The sequence below is a fragment of the Sporosarcina sp. FSL W7-1283 genome (assembly GCF_038003105.1).
Classification (GTDB): Bacteria; Bacillota; Bacilli; order Bacillales_A; family Planococcaceae; genus Sporosarcina; species Sporosarcina newyorkensis.
In genome coordinates, this window is the sequence record NZ_JBBOOL010000001.1 from 1,727,875 (window position 1) to 1,739,866 (window position 11,992).

General features: G+C 42.4%; 11 protein-coding genes. 10 read left to right on the plus strand and 1 reads right to left on the minus strand.

Going from position 1 to position 11,992, the window contains the following annotated elements; translation table 11 throughout:
• From ahrC to MKY93_RS08450, 6 genes are all read left to right on the plus strand, one after another.
• On the plus strand, positions 1 to 450 hold the full coding sequence (gene ahrC / locus MKY93_RS08425) for a transcriptional regulator AhrC/ArgR (RefSeq protein ID WP_009496782.1): 450 nt from the start codon (positions 1 to 3) through the stop codon (positions 448 to 450).
• A 17-nt stretch (positions 451 to 467) separates the two neighbouring features.
• Positions 468 to 2,174 carry a DNA repair protein RecN gene (recN, locus tag MKY93_RS08430; protein ID WP_040758110.1) on the plus strand — a complete coding sequence of 569 codons (1,707 nt, stop codon included), beginning with the start codon at positions 468 to 470 and terminating at the stop codon, positions 2,172 to 2,174.
• A gap of 109 nt (positions 2,175 to 2,283) precedes the next feature.
• A complete protein-coding gene (locus MKY93_RS08435; RefSeq protein ID WP_221834998.1) occupies positions 2,284 to 3,240 on the plus strand; it encodes a SpoIVB peptidase S55 domain-containing protein in 957 nt (318 codons plus the stop codon).
• A gap of 231 nt (positions 3,241 to 3,471) precedes the next feature.
• Positions 3,472 to 4,266 carry a sporulation transcription factor Spo0A gene (gene spo0A / locus MKY93_RS08440; protein WP_221834996.1) on the plus strand — a complete coding sequence of 265 codons (795 nt, stop codon included), beginning with the start codon at positions 3,472 to 3,474 and terminating at the stop codon, positions 4,264 to 4,266.
• Between the two features lie 338 nt (positions 4,267 to 4,604).
• Positions 4,605 to 6,167: a DUF342 domain-containing protein gene (locus MKY93_RS08445; protein ID WP_009496778.1), complete on the plus strand. Its 1,563-nt coding sequence runs from the start codon at positions 4,605 to 4,607 to the stop codon at positions 6,165 to 6,167.
• A complete protein-coding gene (locus MKY93_RS08450) occupies positions 6,160 to 6,879 on the plus strand; it encodes a glycerophosphodiester phosphodiesterase family protein (protein ID WP_340758784.1) in 720 nt (239 codons plus the stop codon). The genes MKY93_RS08445 and MKY93_RS08450 overlap by 8 nt, the downstream gene beginning before the upstream one ends.
• A 19-nt stretch (positions 6,880 to 6,898) precedes the next feature.
• Here MKY93_RS08450 and MKY93_RS08455 read toward each other — a convergent pair whose 3' ends face one another.
• The gene (locus MKY93_RS08455; protein ID WP_078816586.1) at positions 6,899 to 7,141 is read right to left on the minus strand and encodes a DUF2627 domain-containing protein; all 243 of its coding nucleotides are present in this window, start codon (positions 7,139 to 7,141) and stop codon (positions 6,899 to 6,901) included.
• Positions 7,142 to 7,345: 204 nt separating this feature from the next.
• On the opposite strand from MKY93_RS08455, the gene MKY93_RS08460 reads away from it, so the two are divergent.
• The 4 genes from MKY93_RS08460 to MKY93_RS08475 all read left to right on the plus strand — a co-directional run bounded on the left by MKY93_RS08460 (position 7,346) and on the right by MKY93_RS08475 (position 11,987).
• Positions 7,346 to 8,443 (plus strand): Leu/Phe/Val dehydrogenase, encoded by a 1,098-nt coding sequence (locus tag MKY93_RS08460; RefSeq protein ID WP_445683484.1) that lies wholly within the window; start codon positions 7,346 to 7,348, stop codon positions 8,441 to 8,443.
• A 115-nt stretch (positions 8,444 to 8,558) separates the two neighbouring features.
• Positions 8,559 to 9,986 (plus strand): dihydrolipoyl dehydrogenase, encoded by a 1,428-nt coding sequence (gene lpdA / locus MKY93_RS08465; RefSeq protein ID WP_340758785.1) that lies wholly within the window; start codon positions 8,559 to 8,561, stop codon positions 9,984 to 9,986.
• Positions 9,987 to 9,999: 13 nt separating this feature from the next.
• Positions 10,000 to 11,004 (plus strand): thiamine pyrophosphate-dependent dehydrogenase E1 component subunit alpha, encoded by a 1,005-nt coding sequence (locus tag MKY93_RS08470; protein ID WP_009496773.1) that lies wholly within the window; start codon positions 10,000 to 10,002, stop codon positions 11,002 to 11,004.
• Complete coding sequence (locus tag MKY93_RS08475) at positions 11,004 to 11,987, plus strand: alpha-ketoacid dehydrogenase subunit beta (protein WP_009496772.1); 984 nt, start codon at positions 11,004 to 11,006, stop codon at positions 11,985 to 11,987. Before MKY93_RS08470 ends, MKY93_RS08475 begins: the two co-directional genes overlap by 1 nt.
• Positions 11,988 to 11,992: the final 5 nt, after the last annotated feature.

The following is an 11,992-nucleotide window of genomic DNA, read 5'->3' on the forward strand; positions in this document are numbered from 1 at the left end:
TTGAACAAAGGACAGCGCCATCTTCGGATCAGAGAGATTATTACGAATAATGAAATCGAGACGCAGGATCAACTGGTAGACAGTCTGAAACATGCAGGAGTAGATGTGACACAAGCGACTGTATCTAGAGATATAAAAGAATTACATCTAATTAAAGTACCTTCGCCTTCAGGCAATTACAAATATAGTCTCCCGCCTATTCATCGGTACAACACAGAAGAAAAGTTAAAACGAATGCTGGAGGATGCATTTGTCGGTATCGACAGCGCAAGTCATTTTATCACGTTGAAAACGCTTCCCGGCAACGCGCAAGCTGTCGGTTCGTTAATTGATAATTTGGATTGGGAAGAAATGCTTGGGACGATTTGCGGCGATGATACATGTCTGATCATTTGCCGGGAAGAATCGATGACCGATTACGTAAAAGATAAATTATTAGCAATGCTATAAGTGAGGTGAATAGTTCTTTGTTAAGCGAACTTTCGATAAAAAACTTTGCCATTATAGAACAACTTGAAATCACATTTGAAGAAGGCTTGACCGTTCTGACAGGTGAAACAGGTGCCGGAAAGTCAATCATTATTGATGCAGTGCAATTATTGGCAGGTGGGAGAGGCTCGCAGGAGTTTATCCGACATGGGACGACAAAAGCTGAACTTCAAGGGATGTTCACAGTTGATGTCAATCGACAGGCTGTGATGGACAGATTAGAAGAATTCGGTATAGAAGCAGAGGAAGGCGTCGTCATTTTGCGCAGAGACCTGAACGTAAATGGAAAGTCAGTTTGTCGTGTCAACGGCAAATTGGTGACCATAGCAATCTTGCGTGAGATTGGTGGTATGCTTATTGATATTCATGGGCAGCACGAGAATCAGGAATTAATGAATGAACGCCGCCATATTCATTTACTTGATTTTTATATTGGAGAACCAATTGAGCGTGCTCTGTCTACATATACCGAGATTTATGATAAATATAAAAAACTTCAACAGCTCATCGCTGCGAAAACACAGGATGAACAGCAAATCGCTCAGAAAATTGATCTTTATTCATTTCAACTGGAAGAGATCGATGCTGCAAATTTGGTTATTGGAGAAGAAGAGGAATTAGAGGCTGAACGCGTGAAATTGCAGCATTTCCATCGACTCTTTGATCGCTTGAATACTTCCTATGAGGCAATTGCCCTGGAATCTCATGGTTTGGATTGGGTTGGTAATGCGATGAGTGATCTGGAAGAAGCAGCATCGATTGACACGGAATTGGTACCGTTGTCGGAGACTGTGAATTCTTCATTTTATTCACTGCAAGATGTTTCGCATGATTTAAAACGGCTGATCGACAGTATGGAATTTCAGCCAGATCGTTTGAATTTTGTCGAAGAGCGTTTAGCGTTATTTCTGACATTAAAAAGAAAATATGGAAAATCGTTAGAAGAAATTTTGTTGTATCGGGATAAAATTGCCGATGCACTTGATCAATTGGTGAATCGTGACGAAAGATTGCATCAAAACCAAGAATTATTAGCACAATACGTAAAAGACTTGGAAATAGAAGCGAATGAATTATCGATTATTCGAAAAAAAGCTGCGCTTCGTCTTGAAAAAGGAATAGAGGAACAACTGAAACAACTTTATATGGAAAAAGCAACATTCAAAGTGCAAATTCAACAGAAAGAGCCGAAACAATTTGATGCGAACGGTTTTGATGAAGTGGTTTTCATGATCTCCACCAATTTAGGAGAACCGTTAAAACCACTTGTAAGAGTAGCTTCAGGCGGCGAATTATCACGAATGATGCTGGCGTTGAAAACCATATTTTCTCAGCATCAAGGCGTGACGTCCATTATATTTGATGAAGTCGATACGGGTGTAAGCGGAAGAGTAGCACAATCCATCGCAGAAAAAATTGCAATGATTGCCAGTCACTCCCAAGTCCTTTGTATTTCGCATTTACCGCAAGTTGCCGCGATGGCAGATCATCATTATTTAATTAAAAAAGATATCCATGACGGCCGAACAACAACAGCGATTCATGATGTCATGAAGACAGAGCGGACAGAAGAATTATCTCGAATGTTGTCGGGTGCTGAAATCACACCTTTGACACTTCAACATGCAGATGAATTATTGACGTTGGCCAGCCAAAGGAAACAAGCTTTTCGTAAAGATATTTAGTTAAATTATTCCCTAACCAATTCAATTTACACGCATTGTTTATTTTACCCTTTCATACTTTCCGGGCGATCGGACATACCAAAGGTATCTTTCGTTGAGGAGGTGAATCATGGGATGGAATAAATCAATTAAGACTTTTTTGGCCACACTTCTGATGCTCTACATGCTGCCTGTAATTGCCAATGCCGAAGAGGAATTCCTTATTCCGATGGGGGATTCAATCGGAATCGAGATGGATTTAAGTGGGATTTACGTAACAAGCGACATTTTGATTGGTCAGGAACAATGGCTGAAAAAAGGGGATATCATTCAAGAATTGAATGGAGAAGAAATAAAGCAACTCGTCCATTTTGAACGGTCGGTGCAAAAGCATGATGCTGCTACGATGAAGATAAGCATTATGCGTAATGGAGAAAAGCAAACACTCCAGGCAGATTTGCAGCTCATTAAGCGCGTCACGCCTTTTTTGAAAGACCGGACTGAGGGGACAGGTACCCTGACGTATGTGGATCCGAAAACCGACACATACGGAGCGCTAGGCCATCAAATTATCGACAGTACGCTCGAATCGCCTCCTGCTTTTGAAAAAGGCGCGATCTATTTATCGGAAATTAATCAAATCAAGAAAAGTTCGCCGGGTTCCCCAGGTTATAAAATCTCTTCGATTGTAGATCCAAATAATTTGCTTGGGAATATTCGGATCAATAATGTCTATGGGATTTTTGGCAGTTGGAAAAATGCTTACAGTAAAGTGTTGGCAGAACCACTTGAAATTATGCAGCCTCTTGACCTAACGGTAGGTCCTGCAGAAATTTATACGACTGTACAAGGGTCGACCGTAGAAAAATTCACTATCCAAATCACGAAGATAGAAGAAGAACAATTCCAAATCCTGATGACAGACCAAAAGTTGTTGAAAAAGACTGGCGGCATATTACAAGGCATGAGCGGAAGTCCTGTGATCCAGAATGGAAAATTTGTCGGTGCAATCACTCATATGTTTGTCGATGAGCCGGAAAAAGGGGCCGGTTTGTTTCTTAAAACGATGAGAACGAACGAAAAGTGACAAAACTGCCTATGCAAAGTTTTTGCATAGGCAGTTTTCCATCCTATGTGCTGCCTGTTGAAAATAAAAAAGAAAAACGTCGAAATACATAGAAACCATCGTACAGAAGTATCAATTTGAACGAAATTAAAAGTTAAAGTAGAAATTGCCAGAAATTTCACTTACGATGATAAGAGGGATTCAACGAATGCTAGCATTTTTGCTCAGATATTATTTCAGGGGGAATGGATAATGGATAACGTTAAAATTGCGATTGTGGATGATAATAAAGAGTTGGTCAAAACGATGGTGTCTTATTTTGAAAAACATCCGGAGATCGATGTGATTTGGACAGCGAATAATGGACAAATATGCTTATCGATGTTGGAGCAAGAACGCCCGGACATTTTATTATTAGATATTATCATGCCTCACTTAGATGGTATTGGAGTATTGGAAACCATACATGAAACCGGCGGCATGGGGAATATGCAGATTATGATGCTGACTGCTTTTGGTCAGGAGAATGTCATGACGCAAGCAGCTGGATTAGGTGTATCCTACTTCATGCTAAAACCTTTTGAATTTGATAGATTGATTGGACAAATCTTGAAAATTGCTGGAAAACCAAAAACGACTACACCATCATACGTTGTTCAGGAATCAACACAGCCGACAGGAGCAGTCACTCAAAAAGTATTGGACACTGCCATTACATCCATGATTAAAGAAATTGGCGTACCTGCGCATATTAAAGGCTATGCATTTTTACGTGAAGCCATTCAGATGGTATATACCGACGTAGAGCTTTTAGGTTCTGTCACTAAAATCTTATATCCGGATATTGCAAAAAAATACAATACTACCCCTTCTCGAGTGGAACGAGCAATTCGACATGCAATTGAAGTGGCTTGGAATAGAGGGAATTACGATTTAATTTCCAAAACTTTCGGTTACACAGTGCATCATCTAAAAAGTAAACCTACCAACAGTGAATTCATTGCAATGATTGCTGACAAAATCCGTCTGGAGCATATGGTGAGCTAAAACATTGAAATGATAGCGCTTTAATTGGTTGGTAAACTGAAATATTCACAGTAGTATACTGCACTTCAATAGTGAAGCCATAGTCTTATACTTAAAAAGCTGATGAATAGTTACATTCATTGGTTTTTTATGTTCAATGTGAGAAAGAGCAATAAAGACAAAAAGACTCTTCTATTGATAAGACGGGCCATGGGTGAATCGTCAGGTTGAAAATATTTTATTAGAATAAAGATTATGTGAGTGAGTGGAAATGCTTATTTGCAAATAGTTCAAGCAGAAAGACCTTTCCCCCGGTCTGTTAATCTTCTATACTAAGGGAGAGTAGGGGAGGGATTTTGTTGTTAGTAGAAAATGAACATTTTATCCTTTTTGAAGAAAATAATAAAGTCATCATGAGAACAAAAAAAGAAGGCTTTCCTATCAAGTCCTTAGATACAGTAACATCTGGTTTCCCGAGATTGAAATTGCACTCATTCAAAGAATTAATGAAAGCGCTACAAAATGAAGGAGATCATGAAATAGGGCTTTATGCCGCTCCTTGTGAGTTGTATATTTCTCCTAGTAAAATGAAAGTCGAACTGCATATTTATGCGACAAAAGAAGAATTTGCAGAAGGTAAAGAGCATTTCTTGCTTCAGGCAGAGGAACTATTAAAGCAAAATGGAGTGGTATATCAATCTGAACAACTCCGTACAATCCCTTTTGTTCCCGGCAATCCAATGACGGCTGCTGTCGGTCAAGAACCTGTAAAAGGGCAAGATGCCGTTGTCCGCTATATCGAAATGCCGGATCGCAAGCCAATTATCCGGGATGATGGCTCGGCTGATCATTATGAATTAAACTTTGTTACCTCCATTGCGAAGGGTGATTGGATAGGAGAGAAAGAACTTGCACAAGAAGGCATCCCTGGATTTAATGTATTCGGAGAAGTGATTGCCGCTAAAAAAGGCGAAGATGTGAAGTTGTTCTATGATCGCAAGTCCGTCGGCGAGTTTGAAGAGGACGGGAAAGTGATTCTTCGTGCTCTGCACGGCGGGGCATTGGAACAGACGAACGGCGTAATCGGGGTAGGCAAGCAGCTGGTTATACCGGACGATGTCGGGACAAAGACAGGATCCATTACATTTGATGGTTCTGTCCAAATCTATGGAACTGTTTTGGCGGGTTTTTCCGTGAATGCGACCGGTGATATTTCAATCGAGGGCAAAGAGGGGATCACAAACGCTAAAGAAATCCGTTCAGAAGATGGGGATGTCTATATTAAAGGCGGTGTGTTTGGAGCAGGAGAAACGGTTATCGAAGCGAAAAATAACGTATACGTCAAACATGCAAACAACTGCAAAATTTATGGCAAGCAAGTGAATATCGGATTGTATTCATTAGGCTCTGAAATATACGCCGATCACATCAGCATCGACCCTCATAAAGGAAAAGTGATTGGGGGTATTACGGAAGCACTATTTTCGATTGAATGTGCGTTTGCAGGGAATACACACGAACGATTGACAAAACTCACTGTAAAAGGTGTCAATAAAGAGATGGAACTTGAAGAGATTCAGAGATTGGCCGAGCAATTGAAGAACGAACATGAAGATTTAAAGAAAATAGAGCTTACTTTGAAGAAGATGGAAGGAACCAGGGCAAGTTTGACTGGTGAACAACTCAACATGTTGGAGAAGATGAAAACGACCATGCAAGCAAAACAACAACAGATCATGGATCTAGATCAAATGATCAAAACAAAATTGCAGCTCGTACAAACAGCAAGCTCTCCAAAGATCAACATAACGAAAGAAGCTTATCCTGGAGTGAACATCCAAATTGGAAAGATTTCTACGATGTTGAATCGTGTCACAAAAGGGGTTTTTGAACTAACTAGCGAAGGAGTATTGAATGTCTAAAAGTCAGGTGTTTGCACATCGAGGTGCATCTGGGAGTCATTTCGAGAATACGATGAGTGCTTTTCAGGCAGCAGCAAAAAAGGGAGCAGACGGCATTGAATTGGATGTTCAGCAAACAAAGGATGGACAATTGGTCGTCATTCATGATGATAATCTGCTGCGCCTGGCAGGGATTGATCAGCAGGTTGATAACTTAACCGCAGAAGAGCTGGGGCAGATCAGGATAGGGAAAGGTGGAAGTAGATTTCTTTTCGGGCATCCTATCCCGATTTTATTTGACGTAATTTCTTTTTGTCAGCAAAACGGCTTATCATTAAATATCGAGCTGAAGGAAACTGTCTATGGGAAGCCAGCTGTCATCGAACGAATTTTGCATTATATCGAGGGAGTACCAGATGTTCATATATCCTCTTTTGACTATCCAACGCTGCAGCTGGTCAGACAACAAGACCCTTCTGTGGAAACGGCCCTGCTTTTGAAGAAAGCAACAGTGGATTGGGATTGCTTACCTGCATATGATGTGGATGCTTTCCATTTCCATAAGCGTTTATGGAAAGAACCTTATCTGACGCCTTTGTTGGAAAGTCAGAAGACGCTGCGAATGTATGGCGTGACGGGCAAGGAGTCGTTCTTAAGTCAGTCGCCCCAAATAGAGGGATGGATCACTGATTACCCTGCGCGTGTTCAGAGAAAAATAAAAGGATCAAGGTAGTTGAAATACCTTGATCCTTTTATTTCATGTCTTTTTTAAATCGGTCAGCCACTCTGCCGTTTCTCCGATCGCGTCGCAGCAAAAATCCTGCAAAGAATCCTAACCCTGCTGCGAATAATAGAAAACCGCCTAAAAACTGCAGCCAGATGAATGGAAATGGCTGAAAAAGTTGCCCGAACAAAGAATCACGCATTAATTTAATACCGAGCGCTGCTGCAATTCCTGGAATTAAAAGAACGATAAACGCAGCTAGACGTGCCATAAGATTCAACCCCTTATCCTATTTAATTTTACCGTGTAAGGATGGATTGTCAAGGCTTGCGGCATCATGTAGGATGGAGATATAGACATTGTGTTAACAAGCATGAAAAGTATATTGATATTTGTCAAAGTTGCTTTCTTGCGGTAAGAAATCTAAAATTAATTACATACAAATACTATTTTACTAACTTGGAGGGATATACGAATGGAAATGTTTACTTACATGGAAGATCACGACTACGAACAATTGGTGCTTTGCTATGATAAAACATCTGGATTGAAGGCGGTCATCGCGATTCACGACACAACACTTGGGCCTGCATTAGGCGGTGCGCGTATGTGGACGTATGAGAGCGAAGAAGCAGCGATTGAAGATGCGTTACGTCTAGCAAAAGGAATGACATACAAAAACGCGGCGGCCGGTCTAAATCTAGGTGGCGGAAAAACGGTCATTATCGGCGATCCGAAAAAAGATAAAAATGATGAATTATTCCGTGCGCTAGGACGCTACATCGAAGGTTTGAATGGTCGGTACATTACAGCTGAAGACGTAGGAACTACTGAATTCGATATGGACTTGATTCACTTGGAAACAGACTATGTAACAGGCATTTCCTCCGGTCAAGGCACTTCAGGGAATCCATCTCCGGTCACGGCTCTTGGGATTTACAAAGGGATGAAAGCTGCTGCCAAAGAAGCTTTTGGCGATGATTCATTGAAAGGCAAAACGATTGCGGTCCAAGGTGTCGGAAATGTAGCGTATACTTTATGTGAGTATTTACATAATGAAGGTGCTCATCTGATCGTTGCTGATATAAATAAGCAAGCAGTTCAACGCGCAGTAGAAGCATTCGATGCAAAGGCTGTCGAGACGGATGAAATCTATTCTCAGGAAGCAGATATCTTCGCTCCATGTGCACTAGGCGCCGTCATCAATGATGAAACGATCCCGCAATTTAAAGTGAAAGTGATCGCTGGATCAGCCAATAACCAATTGAAAGCACCAGAGCATGGAGATCGCCTGCATGAAATGGGAATCGTTTACGCACCGGATTATGTCATTAATTCTGGCGGCGTCATCAACGTGGCAGACGAACTCATAGGATACAATAAAGAACGCGCATTGAAGCGTGTCGAAGGAATTTACGATACAATCGCCAAGATCTTTGAAATTTCAAAAAGAGACAGCATTCCTTCCTATCAGGCTGCCGATCGTTTAGCAGAAGAACGGATCGCAAGAGTGGGCGCAACGAGAAACACCTTCTTGCGCAACGAAAAGAACATTCTTTCAAATAAAAAATAAATAGTACTACCTAAGTAAAGGAAGCGGCAGACAGCTAGTAAACTGTATGCCGCTGAAATTGCGTGCTTTCTTTACAGTAGGACATTCAAAACATAGATGGAAGGGGTCCTATAATTTGAGCAATGAATACGATTTAGTGATCTTAGGCGGCGGAACTGGCGGGTACGTGGCAGCCATCCGTGCAGCCCAGATCGGCTTAAAAACAGCCATCGTGGAAAAATCAAAGCTAGGCGGAACGTGCTTGCATAATGGATGCATTCCAAGCAAGGCAATGCTGAAAAGTGCAGAAGTATACCGCCTTGCTCGTGAAGAAGCGGACGAATTTGGTGTCAAAACAGGGGAGGTCTCGTTAGATTTCCCTCAAGTGCAAAAAAGAAAGAATAAAATCGTGGATCAATTACATGCAGGCATCCAAAGTTTAATGAAAAAGGGCAAAATTGATGTCTTTCAAGGAAAGGGAAGAATCCTGGGAGCTTCCATTTTCTCTCCTATGCCTGGAACCATTTCAGTAGAGATGGACAATGGTCAAGAAAATGAAATTTTATTATTAAAGAATTTAATCATAGCGACCGGGTCAAAACCGAAAACGCTGCCTGGACTGGACATTGACGAACAACAAGTGTTGACTTCAGACGGTGCACTTGCAATGAAGGACCTCCCAGCTTCGATAACAATCATAGGCGGTGGAGTGATTGGTATTGAATGGGCATCCATGCTGAATGATTTTGGTGTCAAAGTAACAGTTCTTGATCGTTTGAAGCAGATTTTAGCTACTGAGGATCGCGAAGTGGCGCTAACTGTACAAAAAGCATTAGAAAAGCGTGGCGTCACATTTGCATTAGGGGCCGATATCAAGACCGACACTCTCCAGAAAAGCACGGATAGCGTGACGATCTCTTATAAAATAGGGGAAGACGTACAGTCGGTCAGCAGTGAAAAACTGCTTGTTTCTGTTGGACGGTCACCGGTCACAGATGACATCGGGCTTCAGAACACGGATATTAAGGTAGAGAATGGGTTTATTCAGACTGCCAAAACCTATCAAACGAAAGATCAGCATATTTATGCGATCGGCGATGTCATCGGCGGCCTTCAATTAGCGCATGTCGCGGAGCATGAAGGACTATTTGCTGTCGATCATATCGCGGGGATCACGCGAGACTCGATCGATTATGAGTTGGTACCTAGATGTGTCTACTCATTTCCTGAAACGGCTGCTGTAGGTTTGACTGAACAGCAGGCAAAGAACAGCGGCTTAGCAGTGAAAATCGGTAAATTCCCGTTCAAAGCGAATGGAAAAGCTTTGGTAAATGGACATTCGGATGGATTTGTCAAAATTATAGTGGATCAACAATCCAATGATATTTTAGGTGTTCATATGGTAGGTCCGCATGTCACGGACCTCATTTCTGAAGCGGGGCTCGCCATGGTGCTGAATGCGATACCTTGGGAAGTTTCCACGACCATTCATCCCCATCCAACACTGTCAGAAGCATTCAGTGAAGCGGCACTAGCTGTAGAAGGACTCGCCATTCATATGTAAAGGGGGAAGCGAAATGAACAATCGGCACATTGAATTAGGATTGACAGATGAAGCGGTTTTACAAATGTACGAGACCATGTTAATGGCTCGTCGCTTGGATGAACGGATGTGGTTGTTGAATCGTTCAGGAAAAATCCCATTTGTCATCTCGTGTCAAGGGCAGGAAGCGGCTCAAGTTGGCGCTGCATTTGCGCTGAATCATGAGAAAGACTGGATTGCACCTTATTATCGGGACATGGGTGTAGTCTTGCATTTTGGTATGACACCTAAAGAGTTGATGTTGTCAGCTTTTGCAAAAGCCGAAGATCCAAACTCGGGTGGTCGACAAATGCCAGGTCATTTCGGCCAGCGTAAAAATAGGATTTTAACAGGTTCATCTCCTGTTACGACTCAATTACCGCATGCAGTTGGAGTAGCGCTTGCGGCTAAAATGAATAAAGAAGATTTTATCACTTTTGTGACGTTAGGCGAAGGTTCATCGAATCAAGGAGATTTCCATGAAGGGATGAACTTTGCAGGAGTCCATAAATTGCCGACCGTGGTGATGGTTGAAAACAATAAATATGCCATTTCTGTTCCTGCCAGTAAACAACTTGCTTGTGAACATGTTTCGGATCGCGCTGTAGGCTATGGCATGCCAGGCGTAACGATTGACGGTACGGACCCTCTGAATGTCTATGAAGCAGTTAAAAAAGCGGCAGACCGCGCAAGAAGCGGAGAGGGACCAACATTGGTAGAAGCGGTGTGTTATCGTCTAACAGCACATTCATCTGATGATGATCAACGCCTGTACAGAGATGCGGAAGAATTGGAAAACGAAAAGAAGTTGGATCCGTTACTGACATTTATCCACTACTTACAAGAAGCAAATGTATTGACCGAGGAAAAGCACAATGAAATAGAAGAACGGGTCAACCAAATTGTAGATGAGGCCACGGAATATGCGGAATTGGCTCCTTACGCAAAACCTGAACATGCATTGCGCTATGTGTATGATGAAAAGGGAGGCGAAGCCTAATGACCGTTCGTTCATTTATAGATGCCATCAACTTAGCGATGAAAGAAGAAATGGAACGTGATGATCAGGTATTCGTACTAGGGGAAGATGTCGGACGAAAAGGCGGTGTATTTAAAGCGACGACCGGACTCTACGATCAGTTTGGAGAATATCGTTCTCTGGATACGCCTCTTGCGGAATCGGCAATTGCTGGTGTTGCGATCGGTGCAGCGATGTATGGGATGCGTCCAATTGCGGAAATGCAATTTGCAGATTTCATCATGCCTGCAGTCAATCAAATCGTTTCTGAAGCGGCAAAGATTCGATATCGTTCGAACAATGATTGGTCTTGCCCAGTCGTGATACGAGCTCCATTCGGCGGCGGAGTGCACGGTGCGCTCTATCACTCGCAATCGGTTGAATCGATGTTCGCCTCGACGCCGGGATTGAAAATCGTCATCCCATCCACGCCTTATGACGCCAAGGGACTGTTGAAAGCAGCTGTGCGGGATGAAGATCCAGTGCTATTCTTTGAACATAAGCGGGCTTATCGTTTAATCAAAGGGGAAGTTCCGGATGAAGATTATGTTCTTCCAATCGGCAAGGCAGATTGTAAACGTGAGGGGGATGATCTTACCATCATCACCTATGGTCTGTGTGTCCATTTTGCTTTGCAAGCAGCAGAACGATTGGCGGAAGACGGCATTTCAGCCCATATCCTGGATTTGCGTACTGTCTATCCGTTAGACCGTGAAGCAATCATCGAAGCAGCTTCGAAGACGGGGAAAGTGTTGCTAGTGACGGAAGATAATCTCGAAGGCAGCATCATGAGCGAGGTTTCCGCTATCATTGCCGAACATTGCCTATTCGAACTGGATGCTCCGATTAAACGGTTAGCAGCACCTGATGTACCTGCCATGCCTTATGCACCTTCTATGGAGAAGTTCTTCATGATGAATCCGGAAAAAGTAGAGCAGGCGGCGAGGGAATTAGCAGAATTCTAGTTTAA

Coding starts and splice junctions, on each gene's coding strand:
- MKY93_RS08435 (WP_221834998.1), top strand. CDS start 2,284: ATGGGATGGAATAAATCAATTAAGACTTTTTTGGCCACACTTCTGATG.
- spo0A (WP_221834996.1), top strand. CDS start 3,472: ATGGATAACGTTAAAATTGCGATTGTGGATGATAATAAAGAGTTGGTC.
- MKY93_RS08450 (WP_340758784.1), top strand. CDS start 6,160: ATGTCTAAAAGTCAGGTGTTTGCACATCGAGGTGCATCTGGGAGTCAT.
- MKY93_RS08455 (WP_078816586.1), bottom strand. CDS start 7,141: ATGGCACGTCTAGCTGCGTTTATCGTTCTTTTAATTCCAGGAATTGCA.
- MKY93_RS08460 (WP_445683484.1), top strand. CDS start 7,346: ATGGAAATGTTTACTTACATGGAAGATCACGACTACGAACAATTGGTG.
- MKY93_RS08470 (WP_009496773.1), top strand. CDS start 10,000: ATGAACAATCGGCACATTGAATTAGGATTGACAGATGAAGCGGTTTTA.
- MKY93_RS08475 (WP_009496772.1), top strand. CDS start 11,004: ATGACCGTTCGTTCATTTATAGATGCCATCAACTTAGCGATGAAAGAA.